This window comes from Allopseudospirillum japonicum, from assembly GCF_900108915.1.
Lineage (GTDB): Bacteria > Pseudomonadota > Gammaproteobacteria > Pseudomonadales > Halomonadaceae > Pseudospirillum > Pseudospirillum japonicum.
Genome location: NZ_FNYH01000001.1, coordinates 375,664 through 400,623 on the forward strand (window position 1 = coordinate 375,664; position 24,960 = coordinate 400,623).

General features: G+C 44.5%; 21 protein-coding genes. 5 read left to right on the plus strand and 16 right to left on the minus strand.

All coding sequences use genetic code 11. From position 1 onward, the window contains the following. Positions 1-82 precede the first annotated feature (82 nt). Both BMX05_RS01740 and mltC read left to right on the plus strand, forming a co-directional pair. Positions 83-1,099, plus strand: coding sequence for a serine/threonine protein kinase (locus tag BMX05_RS01740; protein WP_093308222.1), 1,017 nt, complete (start codon positions 83-85; stop codon positions 1,097-1,099). Between the two features lie 82 nt (positions 1,100-1,181). Continuing rightward, entirely contained in the window at positions 1,182-2,651 is a 1,470-nt protein-coding gene (gene mltC, locus BMX05_RS01745; RefSeq protein WP_093308223.1) for a membrane-bound lytic murein transglycosylase MltC, read from the plus strand. 43 nt (positions 2,652-2,694) lie between these two features. Here mltC and BMX05_RS01750 read toward each other — a convergent pair whose 3' ends face one another. The 9 genes from BMX05_RS01750 to pilB all read right to left on the minus strand — a co-directional run bounded on the left by BMX05_RS01750 (position 2,695) and on the right by pilB (position 11,359). Next, positions 2,695-3,480, minus strand: a complete 786-nt coding sequence (locus BMX05_RS01750) for a class II glutamine amidotransferase (RefSeq protein ID WP_093308224.1) — start codon at positions 3,478-3,480, stop codon at positions 2,695-2,697. A gap of 94 nt (positions 3,481-3,574) precedes the next feature. Beyond that, a complete protein-coding gene (locus BMX05_RS01755) occupies positions 3,575-5,410 on the minus strand; it encodes a VWA domain-containing protein (RefSeq protein WP_177166743.1) in 1,836 nt (611 codons plus the stop codon). Positions 5,411-5,532: 122 nt separating this feature from the next. Further along, positions 5,533-6,198: a YEATS-associated helix-containing protein gene (locus BMX05_RS01760; protein WP_093308226.1), complete on the minus strand. Its 666-nt coding sequence runs from the start codon at positions 6,196-6,198 to the stop codon at positions 5,533-5,535. 14 nt (positions 6,199-6,212) lie between these two features. Then, a complete protein-coding gene (locus tag BMX05_RS01765) occupies positions 6,213-6,668 on the minus strand; it encodes a hypothetical protein (protein WP_093308227.1) in 456 nt (151 codons plus the stop codon). A gap of 28 nt (positions 6,669-6,696) precedes the next feature. Then, the gene (locus BMX05_RS01770) at positions 6,697-7,176 is read right to left on the minus strand and encodes a YcgN family cysteine cluster protein (protein ID WP_245710369.1); all 480 of its coding nucleotides are present in this window, start codon (positions 7,174-7,176) and stop codon (positions 6,697-6,699) included. Further along, positions 7,176-7,466 (minus strand): YcgL domain-containing protein, encoded by a 291-nt coding sequence (locus BMX05_RS01775; RefSeq protein WP_093308359.1) that lies wholly within the window; start codon positions 7,464-7,466, stop codon positions 7,176-7,178. Before BMX05_RS01775 ends, BMX05_RS01770 begins: the two co-directional genes overlap by 1 nt. Before the next feature lie 33 nt (positions 7,467-7,499). Next, positions 7,500-8,372, minus strand: coding sequence for a prepilin peptidase (locus BMX05_RS01780; protein WP_143051924.1), 873 nt, complete (start codon positions 8,370-8,372; stop codon positions 7,500-7,502). A 16-nt stretch (positions 8,373-8,388) separates the two neighbouring features. Further along, positions 8,389-9,621 carry a type II secretion system F family protein gene (locus BMX05_RS01785; RefSeq protein ID WP_093308228.1) on the minus strand — a complete coding sequence of 411 codons (1,233 nt, stop codon included), beginning with the start codon at positions 9,619-9,621 and terminating at the stop codon, positions 8,389-8,391. A 31-nt stretch (positions 9,622-9,652) separates the two neighbouring features. Then, positions 9,653-11,359: a type IV-A pilus assembly ATPase PilB gene (pilB, locus tag BMX05_RS01790; protein WP_093308229.1), complete on the minus strand. Its 1,707-nt coding sequence runs from the start codon at positions 11,357-11,359 to the stop codon at positions 9,653-9,655. A 319-nt stretch (positions 11,360-11,678) separates the two neighbouring features. Here pilB and BMX05_RS12840 point away from each other — a divergent pair, with 319 nt between their 5' ends. Both BMX05_RS12840 and BMX05_RS01800 read left to right on the plus strand, forming a co-directional pair. Next, entirely contained in the window at positions 11,679-12,098 is a 420-nt protein-coding gene (locus tag BMX05_RS12840) for a pilin (RefSeq protein ID WP_093308230.1), read from the plus strand. Positions 12,099-12,172: 74 nt separating this feature from the next. Beyond that, on the plus strand, positions 12,173-14,215 hold the full coding sequence (locus BMX05_RS01800; protein ID WP_093308231.1) for a sulfatase-like hydrolase/transferase: 2,043 nt from the start codon (positions 12,173-12,175) through the stop codon (positions 14,213-14,215). Here the strand turns inward: BMX05_RS01800 and holA are convergent. The 3 genes from holA to leuS all read right to left on the minus strand — a co-directional run bounded on the left by holA (position 14,184) and on the right by leuS (position 18,378). Then, positions 14,184-15,212, minus strand: a complete 1,029-nt coding sequence (gene holA / locus BMX05_RS01805; RefSeq protein WP_093308232.1) for a DNA polymerase III subunit delta — start codon at positions 15,210-15,212, stop codon at positions 14,184-14,186. The two genes, BMX05_RS01800 and holA, sit on opposite strands and share 32 nt — an antisense overlap. Next, the gene (locus BMX05_RS01810) at positions 15,209-15,712 is read right to left on the minus strand and encodes an LPS-assembly lipoprotein LptE (RefSeq protein ID WP_093308233.1); all 504 of its coding nucleotides are present in this window, start codon (positions 15,710-15,712) and stop codon (positions 15,209-15,211) included. Before BMX05_RS01810 ends, holA begins: the two co-directional genes overlap by 4 nt. 62 nt (positions 15,713-15,774) lie before the next feature. Continuing rightward, on the minus strand, positions 15,775-18,378 hold the full coding sequence (gene leuS, locus BMX05_RS01815) for a leucine--tRNA ligase (RefSeq protein WP_093308234.1): 2,604 nt from the start codon (positions 18,376-18,378) through the stop codon (positions 15,775-15,777). Between the two features lie 147 nt (positions 18,379-18,525). Here leuS and BMX05_RS01820 point away from each other — a divergent pair, with 147 nt between their 5' ends. Further along, positions 18,526-19,050 carry a zinc ribbon-containing protein gene (locus BMX05_RS01820; RefSeq protein ID WP_093308235.1) on the plus strand — a complete coding sequence of 175 codons (525 nt, stop codon included), beginning with the start codon at positions 18,526-18,528 and terminating at the stop codon, positions 19,048-19,050. 64 nt (positions 19,051-19,114) lie between these two features. On the opposite strand, the gene htpG is transcribed toward BMX05_RS01820, so the two are convergent. From htpG to lpdA, 4 genes are all read right to left on the minus strand, one after another. Then, positions 19,115-21,013 carry a molecular chaperone HtpG gene (gene htpG / locus BMX05_RS01825; RefSeq protein WP_093308236.1) on the minus strand — a complete coding sequence of 633 codons (1,899 nt, stop codon included), beginning with the start codon at positions 21,011-21,013 and terminating at the stop codon, positions 19,115-19,117. Between the two features lie 158 nt (positions 21,014-21,171). Beyond that, the gene (gene sucD / locus BMX05_RS01830; RefSeq protein ID WP_093308237.1) at positions 21,172-22,050 is read right to left on the minus strand and encodes a succinate--CoA ligase subunit alpha; all 879 of its coding nucleotides are present in this window, start codon (positions 22,048-22,050) and stop codon (positions 21,172-21,174) included. Next, positions 22,050-23,216, minus strand: a complete 1,167-nt coding sequence (gene sucC, locus BMX05_RS01835; RefSeq protein ID WP_093308238.1) for an ADP-forming succinate--CoA ligase subunit beta — start codon at positions 23,214-23,216, stop codon at positions 22,050-22,052. Before sucC ends, sucD begins: the two co-directional genes overlap by 1 nt. Positions 23,217-23,363: 147 nt before the next feature. Next, a complete protein-coding gene (gene lpdA / locus BMX05_RS01840; protein WP_093308239.1) occupies positions 23,364-24,803 on the minus strand; it encodes a dihydrolipoyl dehydrogenase in 1,440 nt (479 codons plus the stop codon). Positions 24,804-24,960 lie beyond the last annotated feature (157 nt).

The window sequence follows — 24,960 nt, forward strand, 5'->3', positions numbered from 1 at the left end:
TAAAGACTTCCTCATCTGATACCCGCACTTAGGTGAGCATGTTAGTATTTGCATTTTTATCACCTACTTTTGAGGTGCTTCCATGCTGCGCCCTGACGCATCCCTTGCTTATGCAGATGATTTCGCACAAGTATCGCCCCACTTGATCTTACAAGCCGTGGAATCCATCGGATTGGAACCTGATGGATCATCACTACCTTTAAATAGTTATGAGAATCGAGTGGTACGCCTTGGAATGCTAGAGGCTGATCCTGTTATCGTGAAGTTTTACCGCCCTCATAGCTGGCAAGCAGCCCATATTTTGGAAGAACATCAACTTTGCTTGCAACTTGCACAGGCAAACTTGCCTGTCAACGCCCCTCTGACTTTTGATCAGCAGAGTTTATTTAATTATCAGGGGTTTTATTTTGCACTTTATCCTTATCAAGTGCACAGAAGCCGTGTCTGGGAAGATGACAACGAGTATCTCGATGCTTTATATCAGCTAGGTCATTTATTTGCGCGTATACATACCCAAAGCCGCAAGATAACTTACCAGCACCGCCCACATTTTGATTGGTGCAGACAATGGCAACAGGCTTGGCACATTATTTTAGCGACCCCTTGGCTAACAAAAATCCAAACCAGCCAGCTTACGGCTTTGGAAACTAGCTTGCGCTCACTGATTGAAAGTCGACTTGCTCATGTCAAATCTAGTCGTTTACAACCAATTCAAGGCGATGCACACCTAGGTAACCTCCTTTGGACACCTAGCCCTTATCTTATTGATTTTGATGATAGTATTCAGGGTTTACCCGTACAAGATTTGTGGATGCTCGCACAAGCGGAAGATCCGAAAGAAGAAGCGCTACGTTGGTCTGAGCTTATTGATGGTTATCAAGAAGAAGCCACGTTTCCATTCCATGAATTAGCTTGGATCGAAATCCTACGTACCTTACGTATCCTTGAACACACAGCCTGGTTAGTGCTGCACCGTAATGAAGCCGCCTTTGCCACCTTGGCCAATATACAAACGGCAGATTTTTGGTCACAAATTTTGCTCCATCTCCATCGACAGGAAAATGCCCTAAAGCAAGCTCCCTTGACTTTAAACGCTTAATTATCTGTCGTGGATCGGCCCCAGTGATTCGACAAAGTTGCCAGCAACTTTGTTTTAGGAGAAAGTTTTAGGAGAAAACTGAATGTCTAAATGGTTACCTTATCTGTTGACACCTTTGGTTACCCTTGCAGGCTGCCAAAGTGCTCCCCCACCGGCTACCAATCCTAGCATTGAGGATAAAAGCCGGCCAATCACACCACATACAGCACCGGTACGCTATTACCAAGGCGGTGTACAAGAGGGTGTGCCGACACAGATGGAAGCACCAACGCCAACGCCAACGCCAACGCCAACGCCAACGCCAACGCCAACGCCAACGCCAACGCCAACGCCAACGCCAACGCCAACGCCAATTAGCGAGCCTATCAGGCTACCGAGTGCACCTGCTCAAATCCCTGAAACCCAGTTGCAACCAACGACCAGTAACCTACCTATCACAGCAGAGGTGCTCACCCCAATACCCAGTGCACCTCAAGTGATTAGTGCTCAAATCCGTGATCGCTATGCTTTTGTTGATCCACAAGCAAGCGATTACCCACAACGTATTCAAGCTTTAGAGCAAGAAAATTTTCGTTTACGTTTAGAGCTAGATAACTTACGCCAGTTTACTCGCAGCCGCTGGGGTGATCAGCTCTTAGCAACACAAACCAAACAACTTGTTAAATACACAGATGCGTATCAAAGTCGTGGCACTTTAGACTTTGAAGCAGGACGTGTGCGCGTCGAAACGCTCAAAAACTCGGGGGCTTTGGAACGTCTACAAACTGCGATTGTTACCACCTTGCTAACACCCTTTGATGCAGACAACCCTCATCTGTTTGACACGCAAAATATTCAGTATTCAGGCCCCGCCATTTTAGCTGGCCAGATTCGAGATCACGAAGGCGTCCCTGTAGAATGGGAATGGCGTGCTAAACGTTTTGCCCAATGGCTAGTACAAAACAAGCTTCAGGAAATCCAAGCCAATGGACGCACCTACTATCGTGTTGATTTGCCCTTAGTCGATAATCATGTGCAAGTGCGCGGACATAAGTATGAAACGCTCGTACGCAAATATGCACAACAATATCGTATCGGTGAACCTTTAATTTACGCCATCATGGAAACTGAAAGTAGTTTCAACCCCTATGCGACTAGTGTGATTCCTGCCTATGGTTTAATGCAAATTGTACCTGCAACCGCAGGACGTGATGTTTTTCAACGTTTGAAAGGACGTTCTGATCAGCCAACACGTTCCTATTTATTTAATCCTGCCAATAATATTGATGCAGGCACGGCTTATTTACATATTCTACAAACCACTTATCTAAAAGATATTCAACATCCTCTCAGTCGTGAATACTGCATGATTTCTGCCTATAACGGTGGTGCTGGCAACGTCTTGAAAACCTTCCATAGTGATCGTCAACAAGCTGTCAAGGTGATTAACAGCCTGTCGCCACAAGAAGTTTACCAAAAGCTCAATACACGCCATCCGAGTGCAGAGTCTAGACGCTATATTGAGAAGGTAACGCAAGCCAAGCAAAGATATTTAGCGAGTGCTCAAGGTTAAAAAATTGGGCTGATTTATACCGGCTTCCCGCCGTGGAAGCCGACTAAAAACGCCCAAAGGCTTGATACACCTTTTCTCCCGCTTGAAATACGACTAACTCACCCGGTTGCATTTTTTGCCATGCTTCATTTGAAGTGAGTGGTTCTGTGGCAATCACAGTCACTATATCTTGATCGCCTGTGTGCTGTTGAAAATCAACCTGCATTTCTAGATCACATAAGTGAGCCTCACCAAAAGGTGCACGTCTTGTTAACCAATGCAACTTCGTTGAACAGTAAGCAAATAAATACTCTCCATTACTCAGCAATAAATTAAAGACTCCTAAACGGCGTAATTCTTCACACCAAGTGTGTACTTGCTGCCATAAAGTATGGGCTTGTGCTGGCGGCACAGGAAAATGCTGACGAATTTGATTCAATAACCAGCAAATAACATATTCACTATCCGTACTTCCTACAGGTAAATAGGTACCCAAAGCCAGTGCCTGATAATTAGCCAGTTGGCCATTATGTGCCGCACTCCAATGCTGCCCCCAAAGCTCACGGGTGAAAGGGTGGGTATTAGCTAACGAAATTTGTCCAACATTCGCTTGGCGAATATGACTAATCACAACACGACTTTTAATCGGATAATCACAAATCAAGCGTGCAATCGGTGAATGAATTGAAGGGTGCGGATCGCGGAATTCTCGGTAACCATCACCTTCGTAGAAGGCGATTCCCCAACCATCACTATGCGGCCCTGTACCACCACCGCGTTGGATGAGACCAGCAAAACTAAAACAAATATCCGTAGGGACATTCGCACTCATACCCAAAAGTTCGCACATAACAAGCGATTTCCTTTTTTAAAAACGAATTTTTAAATCATGGCATAAAAAAAGGGAGTCTGACAGACTCCCCCTTGGGTTGTTTTAGCGACCACTAGACCTGTTCATGTTGATCTATACTGAGATCTTCATCCTCAAAACCGCGCTTCTTGCTCCAGTGGCGATAGCCTAAAAAAGCCCCCGCAAACAAAAGCACATTAGCTATCCCTATCCCAAGATAAACCCACAACATATCTGGTTCATCTTCTTTCTCTACTGGAGCAGGTTCAGGCTCAACTTCTGGTTTCGGGTCAGGCGTCGCTACAGGCGGTGGCACAAAAGCAGGTGGCGGTGCTTCTTCCTCTACCACAGGTTCGGGCGCGGGTTTGGGTTGAGGTTGAGGCTCAGGTGTTGTTTCTGGCTGTTCTTCAACTTTTAAGTTCGGATCAGCAGGAATCACAATCGGAGCTAAACTCGTTTGAATGCTTTCTCCTTGCATTAAGGTCGTCACTTGGAAGCTAATTTTTTGGTCTCGGCTTCGATCAAGCGTTGGCAATTGTACGACCCATTGTTCAATTTCTTGTAACTCAGCCAAGACTTGCATGCCCGCAGCTTCTGCCAGAATCTGTGTATCAGGTGCACGTAACTCAGGATGATTCGCAGTCAATAATACTTTACCTGTGTTCGCATACTGATCATCGCGCATTTGCAACGCAGTATTCAGTAAATCCTGTACATTGACCGGACGAGAGACTGTACGTTGGAAGGTTTTACCATCTACATGCACTTCAACCCTTTGGCTACCTAACTGCTCTGGCAAAGTTAATGTTTGCTTAAAATATCCTTTCTCAGTGGCTGAACGCGCCATCGCTTGCTCACGCAAGACACGACTTTCATCGTCAATCACTTGAGCACGTACGTCGAGCAATTCCAAAAAGTCATCGCGCTCGATCACTTGGCCATCTTCAGTAAAGTGTGCTTGCAGCTGTAAAGGTACACCTCGATATAAGGTCGCCGGCACATCACTCACATTTAATTTCAAGTCTGAAATGACAGTCACTCGGTTATCCGGATGCGCCTCAGTTTCTAACAACCACTCACCTTGTTGTGGACTTTGCACTGTCACAAGGTTATAGCGATCCGAACCAAACCAACGCACATTTTCTGGATGGTCTAACGCCATATATCTTTGCCCATCCGGTGCTTTTAACGCAACACGTTGGCGTGTTGGCCCATGGAAAACTAATAAAGTAAATTCACTAATGCTTGCATCGACCAGAAAACGATTACCTTCTAAAGGCACTTCTTCTGCTGGTGCAGAACGATCCATCGCATTCACAAATAATTTCATCAGTTCATCTGCGCTTTGTGCCACAGCATATAAGCCGCCGGTTTCCTTGGCCATGCGTCTTAGCAAATCATGGTCAGCATTTTCTGACAAGGCAACGGTATGCACTGAATAACCAGCCTGTTGCAAACGTGGCACCATGCTATACAGCAAGTTATCGCGTGAAACTTGGTTTTCGCGCTCGCGTGCTTTTTCTGTATTCGCTTCAGAAATATCCACCATGCCATCAGACAGGAAAATGACGTGTCTATCATAACCTTCTGGATCGCGCCCAATATCATAAGCGGCACGTTCAATCGCATTTTCAATATCTGTATATAGTGCATTGGCATCGATTTCACGGGCTTTCTCCCGTGCCATCTCTCGCCAAGCATCATTGACGACACCGTGAGGGACTAATACGTTCGAGTAAGTACCGAAAGTCCACACGCCTGCACGGCTTTCACTCGGCAATAAATCAATCAAAAGTTTTAATGCAGGCACCCGTAAATTCTTAGGGTCATTTTGTTTCATACTACCGGAAACATCGATCACCACACGAATATCAGGTGTTTCCGTAGCCGCGTGCACAGGCAAAGTCCAAGCCAAGCAAGTGCTTAACATCCCTATCCCACCTGCGATTAACCAAGACCTGATCCATCTTACTTTGAGACTTGTTTGTATGCGCATCTTCTCTTCCCCATGCCGCGACGCCTTGACCTATTCAGTATGCTTGCTGATCTACTTTAATCCAAAGACTCCGCGAGGCGGCGGCCACGTTCGCTCAAATGCCAGCGTACACCCCATACACTATGGATTTTCCCCGCCAGCCCACGCGCCATCAATACATTTAAAGAGCGCAACACGTCTTGCTCTTCTTGTCCTGCCTCACGTACTAGGCTTAAAGGGGTACGAAAAATATAACGCCCCGTAGCCAAACTTTTCATCACTTGGGTTGCTGTCACATCCAGCTCCTCTAACAGTTTGGTATCTTCCGTACCTATACCTGCTTCAAGCTCAGTTTCAGTTTCGAGCAAGGGCTGTAACACGTCTTGTAAATCACGAATTTGATGTTTAAGCGCTTCGACTTGGGCACAGGCTTGTTCAGAAGCACGCAAGGTCCGATCGACTGTATTAGTCACCACCAGACGCGAACCTATAGCTGCAATCAAACATAAGCCTGTATAAATAAGCAATTTGCCTGCATCTCCTTGGCTTTGTCCCACAATGTCACTAGCAACTAAATCTAAAACAACAGGGACTAAAAAGGCTGCACCAACTGCCACCACAATACAGCGCGCTAAGGTGGTGACATCTTTGTTATTTTGATTCAGCAAGTAGTAATTAATGAGACCACCAAAAACACCTGCTAACAACATTACCAACGTAAGAACAATGACATGTGCAACCATAATTTCAGCCTATATTACCCTTCTTGTTTTATCTTACGCTCATCTGCAACACGTGCTGATGAGAGACTCTCTTGTGTGTTTTGCTGCTCACTGTAATGAGGCTCTTGCCGATCTTGCTGTGGTTTTGGCTTGACAGGCTGCTTAAACTGACGCCAAGCAAGCGGAATGAGTAATAGCCAAGCTGCAGCAATCCCGAGCACAAGCGGCTGGCCTGCACGCCAAGCAGCGGCTAAACCCTGATCCCCTGCGGATAAAGCATCCAGTAAACTAATGACAAAAGCAGGTGCAAAATGCGGACTATTCTCAGCTAACGTCCAAGGCACAGCAAGTAAGGGGACTAAAGTCAGTAGGATAGGATCGCGTATCCACCATACCCAAGAGAAGGTGAGACGCCAGCTTGTCCACAATAAGATAAGCGCACTGAGTCCATAAGCCCACCAAGCGTAAATCAGATAATCTTCAGCAGCCATGGCGATTCAAACCTGTAATGCTTTTGTGTTAAGGGGTATCTACCCAATAAATAATGTGTTCTTCTAATTCGTCTTCTGCGACATCCGTTTCAGAAACCACCGCATGACGTACACTGATGCCTGCTTCATGTACACTTTCGCGCTGCCCTGTTTTTAAAGGATGCCACCAAGGCAAATCTTGTCCTTCATACAAAAGGCGGTAAGCACAGCTTGGTGGTAACCAAGCGAAAGCTTCTTGATGTGCCAAAGTCAGCTGCATACAGGAGGCTTCTTTTTGTAAACGTTTTGGATACACACGACATCGGCAAGTGTGCAGATTTAAATAACGACAAGCGACATCGGTATAAAAGATCTCTTGCGTCGTTTCATCTTCCAATTTGTGCAAACAACAGCGACCGCAACCATCACAAAGCGCTTCCCACTCTGCTGTATTCATCTCTGCTAAAGATTTAGACCGCCAAAACTCCGCAGCCACCGCCTGTGTTGTTAAAGGCATACCAGCCGGCATTAGTAACGCCCTTCCACAGGTGTGCGATAAAGATCAAGTAAATAAACTTCCCGGGGTGGTGGCAACTGCAAGTAATAACCATCCTGCTCGATTTTGGCGAGCAAGTCTTTTCCTTGTACACGTGCGAGCATTTTATTTTCTGTGATCAAAAGTGTCATCGCAGATACAGGGGTACCAAAGTGCTCCAACAAAGCTGACGGCACCCGTGCTAGACCTTCTTGTTTGTTGACATACAAGTAAGTCTCTTCTTTACGTGTGCTCTTAAAGACTTCACAAATACATTTTTGCATATTCATCATCGAGTTAATCAATTAAAACCAATTTTATTGACTTAGCCATTGCCAAAAAGCCTGTTCTGCAAATAAGGCAATCAAGCCACCTACTGCTAAAAAAGGTCCAAAAGGCATGGGCTGCCCAGCGCATAAGCGCCCGCTTAAGCGCGCTATCATACCGTAAAGCGCACCAGTAACCGAGGCAAACAATAAAATTGGCGGTAAGGAAGTGATTCCTAACCAAGCTCCCAACATCGCCAATAATTTAAAGTCCCCATACCCCATCCCTTCTTTGCCAGTCAGCAGCTTAAAGACCCAGTACAAGCTCCATAACAGCATATAGCCCACTACCGCGCCCCAAAAAGCCTGATTAAAATATTGGCTACCTTGGAAGTAATTCACTATCAGCCCCAACCAAAGTAAGGGCAAAGTGATATGATCAGGCAATAATTGATGACGTGCATCAATCCAAGTCAAGGCAATTAATCCCCAACTCCACAATAAAAAAGCGACCAGCAGTGCCAAAGGCTGGCTAAAAAAATGCCAAGCAAGCATCAAAGTTAAAATACAAGTGCTTATCTCTACGAGAGGGTAGCTCGCTTTAATCGCCCCGTTACAATAACGACAACGCCCCTTGAGCAAAAGATAACTAACAACAGGGATATTATCTAAAGCCGTCAGTGGGTGTGCGCATTGAGGACAATGAGAAGCAGGCCAAGCAAGGTTAAAACGTGTTGATTTTTCTGCTGCTACTGACTCGATTTGCAAAAAATTTGCGCATTCTTGCCGCCACTGTGCTTGTAACATTAAAGGCAAACGGTGGATCACGACATTTAAAAAGCTGCCTACCAACAAACCCAGCAAGCCCAAAAAACTGTATCCGAGCAGAGGTTCGGCTGCTAATCCAGTGTCTAATATCGACATATAAGATTCCAAAGAATTAAATCACGCTGCCCATTTCGAAGATAGGAAGGTACATAGCGATCACTAAACCACCTACGATCACCCCTAAAAATGCAATGACCATAGGCTCAAGTAAAGAAGTCAAGCCGTCCACCAAATTATCGACATCTTCTTCATAAAAATCGGCGACTTTCGTTAACATAGTATCCAAAGAACCGGCTTCTTCGCCGATAGCAACCATTTGCACCAACATAGGCGGGAAAAATTGCATACTACGCATAGCAAAATTAAGTTGTTGCCCTGTAGTCACATCATCTTTGACACGCATGACAGTGGCTGCATACACACGATTCCCTGTGGAACCTGCCGCTGAATCTAACGAATCTACCAAGGGTACACCTGCTGCAAAGGTCGTCGCTAGCGTACGTGCAAAACGCGCCACTGCAGATTTATGCAACAATTCGCCAAATACCGGTACTTTCAACAAAAGACCATCGACTTTATAAGCCACTCCAGGAGAATTTCGGATGGCATATACACCGCCAAGTACAATGAAAACAATGACAGCAAGAACCAAATGCCACCAAGCTTGTAAAGATCGGGATAAATCAATGACTATTTGTGTAAATAAGGGCAGTTCAGCATTAAAGCTTGCAAATAACTCCTCAAACTGAGGGACCACTTTCACTAACAAGACCCCAGAAACCACCATCCCTAAAACAATTACGGCAACAGGATAATACAGGGCTTTTTTCACACGTCCTTTGATAGATTCGGTTTTTTCTTTATAAACAGCAACCCGTTCTAGCATGGTTTCCAAAGCACCCGATTGCTCACCTGCTTCCACCAGGTTGCAAAATAAGTCGTCAAACTGTGCAGGGTATTTACGCAAAGCAGCAGCAAAGCCAACGCCTTCAGAAACTTGGCTGCGGATCCCCATAATCACAGAGCGCATACTTGGGTTATCGCTACCATCAGCAACAATAGCTAATCCTTGTACTAAAGGTACACCTGCTTTGACCATCACTGCCATTTGGCGCGCAAATAAAGTAATATCGCGCCCAGTAATGCGTTTTTTACGTGGACCAAACAGATCCATAGGCTTTTTACGAATTTTCTTCGCGTTAATCCCTTGTTTACGTAACTCAGCACGTACACGTGCAGGGTGTACGCCTTGTAGCTCACCCTTCACTTTCTCGCCTTTGCTATTGAGGCCTTCCCACAAATAGATATGATATTTAGGTGCTTTTGCTGTTTTTGATGCGGCCATAGTCCATCCCTAAGCGTGTCAATTGAAGCCCCTAGTCTAGGGTAACTCGGTTCACTTCCTCAAGGCTGGTCAGCCCTTGTAAGACTTTGTTTAAACCCACAGCACGCAAATCAGGGAAACCTTCTGCACGTGCTAATTGACTTAACTCGAGCGCATTGGCGCTTTCCATAATGGCTCGGCTTAATTTTGGCGTGATTTTAACAACCTCATAAATACCCACACGCCCTTTATACCCTTGAGTACACTTTTCACAACCGATGGGCCGATAAATTTGTGCTTTCGCTAATTGCGCTTCACTAAAACCTGCCTCTAGTAAGGCGTGTTTAGGATGATCTGCAGGTTTTTTACAATGCTCACACAAACGACGTGCCAAGCGTTGCGCGACAATCAAGCTGACCGAAGTAGCAATATTGAAAGAGGCAATCCCCATATTCATCAAACGGTTTAAGGTTTCTGCCGCTGAGTTGGTATGCAAGGTCGATAAGACCAAGTGCCCTGTTTGCGCTGCCTTAATAGAGATTTCTGCGGTTTCCAGATCACGGATCTCACCCACCATGACAATATCCGGATCTTGACGTAAAAAAGCTCGCAGTGCTGTGGCAAAGTCCAAACCGACTTTAGGATTAACATTTACTTGGTTAATCCCATCAACATTCAATTCCACAGGATCTTCTGCGGTAGAAATATTACGCTCCGACGTATTTAAAAGATTGAGCCCTGTATATAAGGTCACGGTTTTACCGCTCCCTGTTGGCCCTGTAACCAATAACATCCCTTGAGGCTGTTCCAAAGTTTCTAAAAACAGTTTTTTTTGTGCGCTATCAAAACCCAGCTGATCCACGCCCAGCTTAGCCGCCGCTGGATCCAAAACCCTAAGTACAATCTTCTCACCCCATAAAGTGGGTAAGGTATTAACACGAAAATCAATACTACGAGTTTTAGATACTTTCAGCTTAATAGAACCATCTTGAGGAATCCGGCGTTCAGATAAGTTCAAGCGTGCCATCACTTTAAGACGCGCTGAAAGACGTGCACGTAAGTTACTGGGGGGACGTGTCACTTCATGCAAGATACCATCGGTACGGAAACGAATTCGGTAGTGCTTCTCGTAGGGCTCAAAGTGAATATCTGAAGCACCCCGTTTAATCGCATCTAACAAAATCTTATTGACAAAACGTACAATAGGGGCATCGTCAGTACTTGCGGTATTTTCCGTTAAATTACCGCCTTCGTCTTGATTATCAACCTCTAAATTTTCTAACTCTTCGCTTTCTAAATCTCCTAAAGCTTCCTCTTCACCCTCCAAAAAGCGGCTGACCAAGGTGTGCAAAATATCTTCGGCAACAATAATTGCCTGCACCATAAGACCAGTTTGGAACTGAATTTCATCAAGTGCGGAAAGATTAGTCGGGTTAGAAACCGCCACATATAAGCGATTACCACGCTTGAGTAAGGGCAAAACTTGGTGTTGACGAATCAGCTTTTCATTAACAATTTCTTTGGGTAACTGTTCAAAATCAAAAGCGCTTAGATCCAGAAATGGCAGGCCAAATTCTTCTGCAACCGCCAAAGCCAATAGCTGACCATTAATCTCCTTATTGCCTGAAAGATAATGCAACAAAGACTGATTAGCTTGCCTCGCAGCCTGAGTCGCTTGTATCGCCTGTGCTTCTGTAAGCACCTGATCATTTACGAGGCGACGTGCTAAACCATTCAATGCCGCATTCGATTCACTCATAAGGACCTGCCCCGACAATTGAGTCACTTAGATCTCAGCGTATTCACATTATAAAGCCCTTAGCTAACAATAAGTTAGGCGTATGGCTGAAAATTGCTGACATTATGTTAAAGAATGTAAGATAGTGTGCGATAATTAAAGTACGTACAGGGATACTTTGAAAGCCACCGAGATTTTATGTGCTAGCAACTAGAGATAAAATCAATATTTGAAATACCTTTTTAGACGTACCCTGACGTCTTTTAATTTCACCGTAAAAGTGGCTAACATAAGCTGGTAGTTTTTTAGGCTACAGATATTTTTTTTAAGGAGCACCAAGATGCAAAGCAAACAACAGGGTTTCACCTTGATCGAACTTATGATCGTTGTCGCCATTATAGGTATTTTGGCAGCGATTGCGATTCCACGTTACCAAGACTACACCAAACGTGCTCATGTGGTGGAAGGTTTGCAACTCGCTGGTTCTGCTAAAATGGCAGTCACTGAATATTTCTCTTCCGAAGGTGTGTGGCCAACGGATAATGGTACTGCCGGTTTACCAACTGCAACCCAAATCGTTGGCAATGCAGTAAAAAGCGTGGGCGTTGGTACGAATGGTGCAATCACAGTCACTTTTAATACCAAAGTAACAGATGATGCAACTTTAATACTCACACCTACCAATGGTAGTGGTAGTTTAACTTGGAAGTGTGACGGCGGTACTTTAGAGGACAAATTACGCCCTGCAAACTGCCGTTAATTATTTACCTTCCTGAGCTCCCAAACCGACACCTAGTGTCGGTTTTTTATTGCTTATTATAAAGGGTATTGTAGATGCTACGTTTCGGGATCTGCTTATTAAGTGTACTCGCTTTTCAACTCTTTGAGTTAATTCCCTTATACGAAATGGCCGATACTAAAGTCGCTTTGCGTGCGACAGATACTATTTCACGCTTTCTGGCAACGTATCAAACGCATCCCAAACTTATTCTTAGCATTTTGCCTACCCTTCTTATTTATATTGCTAGCCTTCTCTGGTTTAGTCTATTACTGCATAGTGGTTCTAAGTTACTTATCCCACCTAAAAAATCTAAATTAGTCTATATCACTTACAATCTTGGTTTTATTTTCTTTGCCATATTTGGACTCCACTTATTCAATACGATAAATTTTCCTAATTCACTCGCTATCGATATCAGCAGCCTCAACTACTTCCAATCTCTCCATCAAGGCTACCAAGAAGCGATCACTTTAGGTATCATTGTTTTTGTTGTTTTACTCATTATTAAGATATTAGCTAAATTTTCTGCCGCTCCAAAAACGACGCTTACTTTTTTATTGTGTCTTCTTTTACCGGTGGGTTTTAGTTTCAATGAAAATTATCAAGGCAAACAGCTTGCCCAACTAGAGTTGGGTTATAAGACTCATCCTACACAACCCAATATTATCCTTATTGGCCTAGATGCTGTACGTGGTGATCTACTCGCGCAAGCAGACTTTACTCAACAGTACTTACCTTTTTTTTGGCAACAATCACAAGCAGGTGCACACTTTACAGATGCTTGGTCTTTGATTGGACGCACGTATCCTTCATGGACTAGTGTTTTACAAGGTCGTTACCCTTTAAATACAGGGACACGTTATAACCTACCACAGCAAGAGCCTGAATGTGTCATGGCTACTTGGCTTAATCGGCAGGGCTATAAAAGTATTTATTTTTCTGATGAAAAACGTTTTAGTCACATCCGCCAAACTTGTGGCTTTCATCATGTTTGGGGTGCGCCAATAGATGCACTTGATTTTGTTGTTTTCACATTGGCAGATCATGCGCTTCTGAACCTACTCACCTTGTGGCCGCAGACCTTTCATCAATTCTTACCTTATACTTTAGCTAATCGTGGTGCTGCTGCGACTTATAACCCCTTAGATTTTAATCAGCTTATTAAAGCAAAAATCGCACAAGAAATAATGCATACACCTAAACAACCTATATTTATTGGTATGCATTTTACCTTACCGCATTGGCCTTGGCATTGGCGCACCTCGCCGCGTGGTTTAAGCACGACTGACTTATATTTGCGTAGCTTGCAAGTATTAGAGCATCAAGTCCAAGATATGCTTAACCATTTTAAACAACTCGGCCTATTAGAAAATACGATTGTAGTTTTTTTGTCAGATCATGGTGAAGCCTTCAGTGAACCACTTTACTATCCTAATCAACATTCTAGGCTACTGAGCCAATATTCTGATGAGTTTCAAGGTCATGGTTCTGACTTAGGGAGCATCAACCAATTAAGAATTTTACTGAATTGGCGTTATTTTGGCGACAATGCTTGGATACACAACCAAATTCAACAAGCCAATACCCAAACACGAGCTACCTTAATTGATATTTTTCCCTCACTGGCTTATTTAATACAGCAAAATCCACCTCATTTTTTAGATGGCATTAATTTATTTGCACAAGAACAGACAGCAAGAGACATTTTTCTAGAAACTGGATTTACACCCGAAGCAATGCGTGCTTTGCATCTAGATGTTGCCAAAGTGCTACAAACTAGTATTGATCGCTTTATTATTCAAGCAGATGGCACCCTAGCAATGGATGATGCTTATAAACCATTAGTGATAGAAACGAAACAGCGCGGTATCTTAACAGGTGATTGGCTACTGATCAGTCATGCGCGCCGTGGTTGGCAACTGGTAAATGTCACTGAGGAAACGAATTTAGGCTGGTTAGATTTGCATAGTTTACCCGAAAATGCACCCGACCTTAATTTTCTATCAGAACTAAGAACACGCTTATGCCATTTTTATGGCGAAGAATGTACTTATTTAGCGCCTTTTATGCATCAGGCACATCAGCGCGCGCCATAATCTGTACACAGCATGTTAATAAATCCCAAGGAGGAACCCAGTGCTGACCGCGAATAGCTAAATCGACTTGCTGAATTAGCAGATGGATTTGCTCAAGCTGATATAAGGTAAAACGATGCACTGCTTTACGATATAGCACTTGGCGTTTCTCAAAGATTTTGACTTGCTTACAAGCACTTGCAAAAGTCATCCCTTCATCAAGATGGTAGCGTAAATGCATCAGTTGGCGCATTTCTCGAGCTAAGGCCCACACCACAAGCGGCGCTTCATGCTGACTGGCGCGTAACTGCGCTAAAATATGTAAGGCGCGAGCTTGTTGTGCCAACAAACAAGCATCAACCAAAGCAAACAAGGAGAAACGAGAGTCTTCTTGTAAATACTCACTGAGCTGCTCCAAATCAAGCGCCCCACCTTGTGGGTAGGCAAGTTGTAATTTAGTCAGTGTTTGTGCAGCAGCTAATAAATTACCTTCCGTATGTGTTTGTAAAAAATGCACCGCCTCTTCTGTTAATTGCATACCTAAAGTTTGCGCACGATGACGCATATGCTGCTGCCAAGCCTGACCTTCCAATGGCCAAATAGGTACCCAGACACTTTGTTCTTGCACTTGCTGAAATGCTTTTACTTTGATTTGAGCTGTTTCTAATTTAGGGCTACTAATTACCAACAAATTATCTTGCGCATAAGGAGAGCCTAAATAAGCGACTAATTCTTTAAGACCCTCAGCGGCAAGTTTACCTTGGTATAAACGCAATTCAATTAATTTTCGACTGACAAATAAGGATAAGTTAGAGACCTGCTCCCAGAACTGAGACCAACTAAAGTGGGCATCTAAATGTAAAACCTCTCGAGTCTCTATACCCTGCTGGCGCGCACTAGCGCGAATAGTATCGCAAGCTTCTTGTACTAATAAAGGTTCATCACCACTGATCCAATATAAAGGAGCCTTGGGGCCATTTTTTAAGTGTCCAGCGAGTTTGTGTGCTGCGAGCTTCACGCTTTGCTTCCTTGTGGATGTTCGCGCATCAAATAATCAAGACGCTGTAAAATACGTTGAATAAGATTTTCAGTCATTTGGGTCCGCAAGTTTTGTAAATCTTGATCACGCCCCAAACGTTCCTCTGCACGTAAGTAGGTGCTAATTTCTGTCATCACACGTGGTGCTTGAATCACCTTACCTTCTGGGGTGTCAATAGCTACTGTGAGACTCAAACTTGCCTCATACTCATCACGACCACCATTACGTGCATATAACACTTGGCGGAGCTGAAAATTTTCCGCGCTTAAATTCACTTTAAAACCTGCTTGCCCAGCAAGCGGTAGCCCTTGTAGAGCACGCTGACGCTTGAGTGCTCGCATACTAATATCAGAAAGATGATGAGTTTCTAATTGCCAAGCATAGCTAGGATCTAGATGCTCTGCTGTTCTTAGATGAAACCCACATGCCTGCAAGCTTAAAGTGCTCACAAGTACTATTAGCCAAACTGCGCTGCGCATCCCAGATTCCTTATGAGTCAGCGCCTTCCCTCAAGAGTCTAGGAAAGGCGCATTCAAAGCAATTAGTTAGCGACGATATTCACTAACTTTTTCGGTACCACAATCACTTTACGGATATTTTTACCTTCTAAATGACGCACAACATTTGGTGCAACCAAAGCCAGTTTTTCTACTTCTTCTTTGCTTGCTTCAACCGGCACTTCTAAATGCGCCCGTAATTTACCATTCACTTGAACAACAAGCTCTAGGCTAGCTTTCACTAAAGCAGCTTGGTCAACCTGTGGCCAAGGTGCATCAATTAGGGCTTGTGTGTGTCCTAAATCTTGCCACAATTGATGACAAATATGTGGTGTCACAGGTGCAAGCAAACGCACTACAGCTTCCACAGCCTCACGTGCGACAGCCAAACCTTGAGCGCTCGCATCTGTGTATTTATTAAGCGCATTACACAGTTCCATCACAGCAGCAATGGCAGTATTGAAAGTGGTACGACGCCCAATATCATCAGTGACTTTTGCAATCGTTTCATGGGTTTTCAAACGCAGCTCTTTTTGCGCACCAGTCAGCTCCACTTGTTCCCAAGCAGAAATTGCAACAGGCTCGCCTTCACTGATATGTTCTTGCACCAAACGCCATAAGCGTTTCACAAAACGATGCGCACCTTCCACACCAGCATCAGACCATTCTAAAGACTGTTCAGGCGGCGCAGCAAACATCATAAAAAGACGCACCGTATCCGCACCATATTTATCGATCATGGCTTGTGGATCGACACCATTATTTTTCGATTTAGACATTTTTTCGATGCCGCCAATTTGCACTTCTTGTTGATCTTGAATACAAATAGCGCGCACGATTTGCCCTTTAGCATCACGCTCAACTTCAACATCTGCTGGATTAAACCAGTCTTTAGCACCATTGGCTTGTTCGCGATAATAGGTATCAGCAACAACCATCCCTTGTGTGAGCAGGCGTTTAAACGGCTCATCAGAATCAACCAAACCTAAATCACGCATCAATTTATGGAAGAAACGTGCATATAGAAGGTGCAAGATTGCATGCTCAATACCACCAATATAATAATCTACCGGCAGCCAATAGTTTGCGCGTTCATCTAGCATGGCTTCTTCATTATCTGCGCAGCAAAAACGCGCGTAATACCAGCTAGATTCCATAAAAGTATCAAAGGTGTCTGTTTCTCGTTGCCAGCCTTCTTCTAACTGATAAAAGCTCGGCATTTTTTTCAAGGGTGAACTACCAGTAGCATCAAATTCTACCTCTTGTGGTAAAGCTACTGGCAAATCTGCATCTGCTACAGGGCGTGTAGCACCTTCAGGGCCATTTTCAACAGGAATAGGTGCTCCCCAATAGCGTTGGCGAGACACCCCCCAATCGCGTAAACGGAAGTTGACCTTAGTTTCTCCACGGCCTTGAGCTTCTAAGTGTGCTGCAATCGCTTGAAAAGCTTCATCAAAAGCCAAACCATCAAACTGACCTGAATTCACCAAGCGGCCTTTTTCTGTATAAGCTGCTTGCTGTAAATCCACTTCGGTTTGTGCATCTAAAGGTGCAATCACTTGCTTAATCGGGAGTTGATACGCTTGCGCAAATTCCCAATCGCGCTGATCATGGGCAGGCACCGCCATCACGGCACCTGTACCATATTCCATCAGCACAAAGTTCGCCACCCATACAGGTACAGTCTCCCCTGTAATTGGATGAATCGCCATCAAGCCGGTTGGCATACCACGCTTTTCTTGTTTGGCTAATTCAGCCTCTGAAGTACCGCCTTGGTTGCATTCTTCAATAAAGGCTGCTAGTTCAGGGTGGTTTTGCGCCATTTCTTGGGCTAAGGGATGACCTGCGGCAATACTCACAAAGGTCACGCCCATCAGGGTATCAGGACGCGTAGTATAAACTTTCAGTTGCTCGCTACGGCCTTCTAAATCGAAACTCAGTTCCACCCCGTAGGATTTACCAATCCAGTTGCGTTGCATGATTTTGACTTGCTCCGGCCAGTCCACCTTATCAAGATCGGCCAATAAGTCTTCTGCGTAATCGGTAATTTTAAGGAACCATTGAGGAATTTCTTTACGCTCAACCAAGGCACCAGAACGCCATCCTCGGCCATCAATGACTTGCTCATTAGCCAGCACGGTTTGATCCACTGGATCCCAATTGACAATGGCATTTTTTTTGTAAATCAGACCTTTTTTAACCAGTTGACCAAAAAACCACTGTTCCCATCGATAATAGGAAACATCACACGTTGCCAGTTCACGTGACCAGTCATAGGCAAAGCCAAGCGCCTTTAACTGCTGACGCATATACGCAATATTTTCGTAAGTCCATTTTGCCGGTGCGACCTGGTTTTTAATCGCTGCGTTTTCTGCTGGCAAGCCAAAAGCATCCCACCCCATAGGTTGGAGCACATTTTTACCTTGCATACGCTGATAGCGGCTAATCACATCACCTATCGTATAGTTGCGCACGTGCCCCATATGTAACTTGCCACTGGGGTAAGGAAACATGGATAAGCAGTAAAATTTTTCTTTACTCGTATCTTCTACTGCTTTAAAGCATTCTTGGGAATCCCAATAAGTTTGCGCGGCAGCTTCAATTGCTTTGGGTTGGTATTCAGAAGAAGCAGTGTACTCTGTGTCCATAATAATAAGGGTACTCGTATCGTCAGATGTTAAAATACTTACTTGAATACAGCCAAGTGAGCAGAAATTAAAGTTAAACTCATCTTTACAAAGGGTATCACAGATCCTTACCCAAGGTGAGCACCTGCCAATTGAAGGAGAACCAACATGAGCAAATCCCCCCTTAATGAGCGCCTGACTCAGGGCTATGCGCATTTGTGGCAGAACTTGCAACTTCGGCTTGCTCAGTGGGAAGAAACTGCTGCAGCCAATTTGCACGATGAATTAGAAAAAGCTCTCGTACTTGCGCAAGGCGTTCATCATCTTGCTCAAGATGAGCTTGCTTTGCTGCGTGCTTATGCGCAACGTGATTTAACGCAAATGGGGCGTTTTATGCAAGAGACGGGGCAAGGTGTCAAGGAGTGGATTGCCCTAGATACAGAAATATTAGAGCAACAAGCCTTACATGCCTTGCAGGAAATTGCTGATAAAACAAGCTTAGAGCAGTTAACCTTATTGCAAGATTTGGACGCGCGCGATAACCCATCACTTTATCATGCTGGAGAATTGGCTTTACCTGGTCATTTTACTTGCACTGAATGCGGTAAAAAAGTCGTTATGCAAAGTCCACAGATTTTAGACACTTGCCACCGCTGCCAAGGGCGCATTTTTACACGCGAATCACAAAGCTAAAGCCAAAAAAAGACCTAGTGAAAACTAGGTCTTTCTGCGATAGCTTGCGGCAAAACCGTGCAAATTACATCAAGCTTAACAATAGCTTATTCATACGCTGCACAAAAGCAGCTGGATCTTCTAGGCTAGCACCTTCAGCTAACTGGGCTTGTTCAAGCAACAGATGTGCAAACTCGGCAAAACGCTCTTCATCTTGCTCTTGATCAAGACGCGCTACTAAAGGATGTTGTGGGTTAAGCTCAAAGATAGGCTTGACCTCTGGCATTTTTTGCCCTGCGGCTTCCATGATTTTGCGCATTTGCAAACCCATTTCATGTTCAGGCAGGACAACACATGCGGGCGAGTCTGTGAGTCGATGCGTGGTACGTACTTGATCGACGTCTTCTTTTAAGACTTCTTTAACACGCTCAACCAAAGGTGCAAACTGTTTTTCGGTTTCTTCTTGCGCTTTTTTCTCTTCTTCGTCTTGAATGTCGCCTAAGTCTAAATCGCCCTTGCTGATATCAACAAATTTCTTGCCATCAAACTCAGTTAAATGGCTCATCATCCATTCATCAACACGCTCGCTGAGCAACAAAACTTCGATACCTTTGCGACGGAAGATTTCTAGATGAGGGCTATGTAAGGCTGTAGTGTGTTTTTCTGCACTGAGATAGTAGATTTTGTTCTGACCTTCACGCATACGCCCAATATAATCTTCTAGGGAGTGACGTGCTTTCGCTTGATTATCATGCGTGGAAGCAAAACGCAGCAATTTAGCGATTTTTTCGCGATTTGCGTAATCTTCCGCCGGGCCTTCTTTAAGCACATTACCAAATTCATCCCAGAATTGCGCATACTTTTCTGCATCTTGCGTAGCCAGTTTCGCCAGCATATCCAACACGCGCTTGGTTAAGGCCGTTTTCATCGAGCTAATGTTAGGATCTTGCTGCAAAATCTCACGCGACACATTCAAGGACAAGTCGTTAGAATCCACAATCCCTTTCACAAAGCGCAGATACATAGGCAAAAAGTGCTCTGCCTGATCCATGATAAACACGCGCTGCACATACAATTTTAGGCCACGCACCCCTTCGCGGTTATACAAATCAAAAGGTGCCTTGCCTGGGATATATAAAAGACTGGTGTATTCTAGTTTGCCTTCAACCTTGTTATGACTCCAAGTTAAGGGGTCAGCAAAGTCATGCGAAACATGCTTATAAAATTCTTGATATTCTTCTTCTTGTACTTCCGTACGTGGACGTGTCCACAAGGCCTGCGCTTGGTTGACACTCTCAAACTCTGGCGTTTGCGGTGCGTCCTCTTCTTCGCCGAGGTGTTCCTTTTCCATCAGCACAGGCACAGCAATGTGATCTGAATACTTACGCACCAGATGACGCAAACGGAACCCATCGGCAAATTCGGCTTCATCTGCTTTCAGATGCAGAATAATTTCGGTCCCTTTCGGGGTACGTTCACAAGTAGAAATTGTAAACTCACCATCGCCTTGTGAAATCCAGTGCACACCTTCGCTTGCAGATGTACCAGCAGCACGTGTTAACACTTCTACTTTATCGGCCACGATAAAGGAAGAGTAAAAGCCTACCCCAAACTGGCCAATCAAGTGCGAGTCACGTTTCTGATCTCCAGTGAGTTGGCTCAAAAACTCAGCTGTGCCCGATTTGGCAATGGTACCCAAGTGATCAATCACTTGCTGACGTGACATGCCAATACCGTTATCTAGAATACGTACTTGGCGTGCTTCTTTATCAAACAAGATCTTAACTTGTAACTCGGCATCCCCTTCATACAAAGCATCATTACTTAAAGCTGCATAACGAAGCTTGTCACAAGCATCGGAAGCATTGGAAATGAGCTCCCGTAGAAAAATCTCTTTATTTGAGTATAAAGAGTGCACCATCAAGTGTAACAGCTGCTTAACTTCGGTTTGGAATCCTAAGGTTTGGGTACTGGCGTCACTCATGCTAATTGCCTCTTGATTAGTGGTCACTAATAAGGATTTGAGTCTTAATACTCAGCTTGATTAGCAAGATGGGGACTTTTATATAAATTTCAACCCATAAAAAAACCCCCTAGATATTTTCTCCTAGGGGGCTCTTTCTTCAGCGTGCTAACAGAGAATTAAGCTTTCCAGCCAGTAATTTCTGCTAATGCTGTGCCGATTTCTGCCAAAGAACGTACCGTACGTACGCCTGCATCTTCCAATGCTGCGAATTTCTCATCAGCAGTACCTTTGCCACCAGAGATAATCGCACCAGCATGGCCCATGCGCTTACCGGCAGGTGCAGTCACACCAGCAATGTAAGAAACGACAGGCTTAGTCACATTGGCTTTGATGAAAGCAGCTGCTTCTTCTTCTGCAGTACCACCAATTTCACCGATCATCACAATCGCTTCTGTTTGAGGATCTTTCTCAAACATCGCGAGGATATCAATGAAGTTAGAACCTGGGATAGGATCACCACCAATCCCTACACAAGTCGATTGGCCAAAACCAAAATCAGTGGTTTGCTTCACAGCTTCATAAGTTAGGGTACCAGAGCGAGAAACGATACCCACTTTACCTGGCTTATGAATATGGCCAGGCATGATACCAATCTTACATTCACCAGGTGTAATCACGCCTGGGCAGTTAGGACCAATCAGGCGTGCACCTAATTCGTCACATCTTACCTTAGCTTCTAGCATGTCCAAGGTAGGAATGCCTTCAGTGATACAGACGATCAACTTGATACCAGCGTTCGCTGCTTCCAAGATAGAATCTTTACAAAAAGCGGCTGGAACATAGATTACAGAAGCATCTGCACCAGTTTCTTCCACTGCTTCTGCAACTGTGTTAAACACAGGCAAGCCTAGGTGTGTTTGACCACCTTTACCTGGAGTGACACCACCTACCATTTGCGTACCATAGGCAATGGCTTGCTCAGAATGGAAAGTACCTTGACCGCCAGTGAAGCCTTGGCAAATAACTTTGGTGTCTTTATTGATTAGGATACTCATTATTTACTCTCCGCTGCTTTAACTACCTGCTGCGCAGCATCGGTAAGACTGGTCGCTGCGATGATGTTCAGGCCGCTGTCGGCTAGTTTTTTCGCGCCTAACTCAGCGTTGTTACCTTCAAGGCGAACAACTACAGGGACATTCACGCCAACTTGCTCAACTGCACCAATAATACCTTCTGCGATCATATCGCAACGCACGATACCACCGAAGATATTCACCAATACGGCTTGAACCGCATCATCAGACAGAATGATTTTGAAAGCTTCAGCAACGCGTTCTTTGGTTGCACCGCCACCTACGTCAAGGAAGTTAGCAGGCTGGCCACCGTGCAGCTTGATAATATCCATGGTGCCCATCGCCAAACCAGCACCATTTACCATACAGCCGATGTTACCATCGAGCGCAACATAGTTAAGTTCCCACTCAGCTGCATGCGCTTCACGCTCATCTTCTTGAGAAGGATCACGCATCGCCTGCACATCTTTGTGACGATATAAAGCATTACCGTCTACATTGATTTTCGCGTCTAGGCAGTGCAAGTTACCTTCCGTTGTGATCACAAGTGGGTTCACTTCGATCAAAGCCAGATCTTTCTCAACAAACAACTGTGCTAAGCCTAAGAAAATCTTAGTAAATTGCTTGATTTGCTCAGGATTAAGGCCTAGCTTGAAGCCGATTTCACGTGCTTGATAAGGTTGCGCACCAACAAGCGGATCAATCGCTGCTTTCAGAATTTTTTCTGGTGTTTCTTCAGCAACTTTTTCGATCTCTACGCCACCTTCCGTCGATGCCATAAAGACAACACGGCGTGTGCTACGGTCAACCACTGCACCTAAATACAGTTCTTGGTCGATATCTGTGCAATTTTCAACCAAAATTTTAGAAACAGGTTGGCCTTTCTCATCTGTTTGGTAGGTTACAAGGTTTTGACCCAACCATTTAGATGCAAACTCGCCTGCTTGCTCTGGGGTATCTACAAGCTTAACACCACCAGCCTTACCACGGCCGCCGGCGTGAACTTGTGCTTTCACTACCCATTTGTCACCGCCAATTTTCTTACATGCTTCAACCGCTTCTTCAGCGCTATCCACTGCAAAACCTTTGGAAACAGGTAGGCCATACTCAGCAAACAGCTGTTTTGCCTGATATTCGTGCAGATTCATAAGTGTGAGGCCATTGTTATATATACATGCTCAACAACTGGTATTTGTCACTTAGCAAAGACTTGTGACCAATACCCCCTGGCGTCAGCAAGTGTAACTTGTTCTTACTGACGTCAAAAGTACTTCTTTCGAAACTCTAAGCTTCTATTATTTACGCTTTTTACGATTTGCCATATGAATAGCATGTCCATCCACAGCTAAGGCGGCTTCATGGACAACTTCTGACAACGTTGGGTGCGCATAACAGGTTAAAGCTAAGTCTTCTGCGCTAGAGCCAAACTCCATTGCTATTACCCCTTGCGCAATCATTTCACCGGCATTTTGCCCGATGATATGCACACCCAAGATACGGTCTGTTTCAGCATGTGCCAAAATTTTCGCCATACCTTCAGTGGCATTGTTCGCCATAGCACGCCCGCTTGCTGAGAAGGGGAATACACCGCTGCGATAATCGATGCCTTCGTTTTTCAGCTCTTCCTCTGTTTTACCAACCCAAGCAATTTCTGGGAAGGTGTAAATAACATTAGGAATACAGTCATAATTCATTTCAGCTTTATGGCCAGCGACAATATCTGCCACCATGATGCCTTCTTCAGAAGCTTTGTGTGCCAACATAGGCCCACGAACCACATCACCAATGGCATAAACGCCAGGAACTGAAGTGCGGCATTGATCATCAACAAAGATAAAACCGCGTTCATCTAAGGAAACACCTGCATCATTTGCAAGCAGGCTCTCGGTATAAGGACGACGGCCGACACACACAATGAGTTTGTCAAAAACGGCTTCTTTTTCACCGCTTGCATCTGTGTATTTAACGGTCACTTCGCTACCGTTAATTTCTGTCCCCATCACACGTGCGCCTAACGCAATTTTCAACCCTTGCTTAGTGAGGGTTTTCTTCGCTTCTTTAGCAATTTGTTGATCAACACTTGCTAGGAAACTATCCATGGCTTCAAATACAGTGACATCTGAGCCTAGGCGCTTCCATACTGAGCCTAACTCTAGACCGATAACGCCTGCGCCGATCACACCTAAACGCTGAGGAACTTCATCAAACTCAAGTGCGCCACTGGAATCAACAATTAAACCTTCAGTTAAAGGGGCAGGCGGAATATTTACGGGCACAGAACCAGAAGCAATAATTACGTTTTCTGCTTCGATCTGTTGTACCTCACCTTTATGATCGGTTACTTCAATTTTTTTACCCGCCAGCAGCTTGCCTGTGCCTTCAAAGGCAGTCACGCCATTGGCTTTAAATAAAGCGGCAATACCCATGGTCAAATTGCCCACAATTTTATCTTTGCGTGCAATCATTTTTTTCACATCCATGCTCACGTTATCTGCTTGGATGCCTAAATCAGCAAATTCTTCTTTTGCTTCAACATATTTATGTGAGGCTTCTAACAAAGCTTTAGAAGGAATACAACCTACATTCAGGCAGGTGCCTCCGAAGACCGGCTTGCCGTCTTTGTTTAACCACTTTTCTACACAGGCTGTTTTTAGACCTAGTTGCGCAGCTCGGATTGCTGCAACATAACCACCAGGACCTGCGCCAATTACTACAACATCAAATTTATCAGACATGGCAAATTCCCGTTCTTCCCGTTTTTTTATTCGGCTTGCCCAAGTAGGCAGAAAGACCTTTATATTTGCAAAACGTAGCTTTTGAAACTGGCCTTTATACTAGAATGCCTAGTATAAAGGCTTTTAATGACACCTGCTTGACTATTAAGTCACTAAT

What these genes read in the sequence shown, in the direction of transcription:
- BMX05_RS01740 (WP_093308222.1), top strand. Translation starts at nt 83, where the DNA reads ATGCTGCGCCCTGACGCATCCCTTGCTTATGCAGATGATTTCGCACAA.
- mltC (WP_093308223.1), top strand. Translation starts at nt 1,182, where the DNA reads ATGTCTAAATGGTTACCTTATCTGTTGACACCTTTGGTTACCCTTGCA.
- BMX05_RS01750 (WP_093308224.1), bottom strand. Translation starts at nt 3,480, where the DNA reads ATGTGCGAACTTTTGGGTATGAGTGCGAATGTCCCTACGGATATTTGT.
- BMX05_RS01755 (WP_177166743.1), bottom strand. Translation starts at nt 5,410, where the DNA reads ATGTTAAGCACTTGCTTGGCTTGGACTTTGCCTGTGCACGCGGCTACG.
- BMX05_RS01760 (WP_093308226.1), bottom strand. Translation starts at nt 6,198, where the DNA reads ATGGTTGCACATGTCATTGTTCTTACGTTGGTAATGTTGTTAGCAGGT.
- BMX05_RS01765 (WP_093308227.1), bottom strand. Translation starts at nt 6,668, where the DNA reads ATGGCTGCTGAAGATTATCTGATTTACGCTTGGTGGGCTTATGGACTC.
- BMX05_RS01770 (WP_245710369.1), bottom strand. Translation starts at nt 7,176, where the DNA reads ATGCCGGCTGGTATGCCTTTAACAACACAGGCGGTGGCTGCGGAGTTT.
- BMX05_RS01775 (WP_093308359.1), bottom strand. Translation starts at nt 7,466, where the DNA reads ATGCAAAAATGTATTTGTGAAGTCTTTAAGAGCACACGTAAAGAAGAG.
- BMX05_RS01780 (WP_143051924.1), bottom strand. Translation starts at nt 8,372, where the DNA reads ATGTCGATATTAGACACTGGATTAGCAGCCGAACCTCTGCTCGGATAC.
- BMX05_RS01785 (WP_093308228.1), bottom strand. Translation starts at nt 9,621, where the DNA reads ATGGCCGCATCAAAAACAGCAAAAGCACCTAAATATCATATCTATTTG.
- pilB (WP_093308229.1), bottom strand. Translation starts at nt 11,359, where the DNA reads ATGAGTGAATCGAATGCGGCATTGAATGGTTTAGCACGTCGCCTCGTA.
- BMX05_RS12840 (WP_093308230.1), top strand. Translation starts at nt 11,679, where the DNA reads ATGCAAAGCAAACAACAGGGTTTCACCTTGATCGAACTTATGATCGTT.
- BMX05_RS01800 (WP_093308231.1), top strand. Translation starts at nt 12,173, where the DNA reads ATGCTACGTTTCGGGATCTGCTTATTAAGTGTACTCGCTTTTCAACTC.
- BMX05_RS01810 (WP_093308233.1), bottom strand. Translation starts at nt 15,712, where the DNA reads ATGCGCAGCGCAGTTTGGCTAATAGTACTTGTGAGCACTTTAAGCTTG.
- leuS (WP_093308234.1), bottom strand. Translation starts at nt 18,378, where the DNA reads ATGGACACAGAGTACACTGCTTCTTCTGAATACCAACCCAAAGCAATT.
- BMX05_RS01820 (WP_093308235.1), top strand. Translation starts at nt 18,526, where the DNA reads ATGAGCAAATCCCCCCTTAATGAGCGCCTGACTCAGGGCTATGCGCAT.
- htpG (WP_093308236.1), bottom strand. Translation starts at nt 21,013, where the DNA reads ATGAGTGACGCCAGTACCCAAACCTTAGGATTCCAAACCGAAGTTAAG.
- sucD (WP_093308237.1), bottom strand. Translation starts at nt 22,050, where the DNA reads ATGAGTATCCTAATCAATAAAGACACCAAAGTTATTTGCCAAGGCTTC.
- sucC (WP_093308238.1), bottom strand. Translation starts at nt 23,216, where the DNA reads ATGAATCTGCACGAATATCAGGCAAAACAGCTGTTTGCTGAGTATGGC.
- lpdA (WP_093308239.1), bottom strand. Translation starts at nt 24,803, where the DNA reads ATGTCTGATAAATTTGATGTTGTAGTAATTGGCGCAGGTCCTGGTGGT.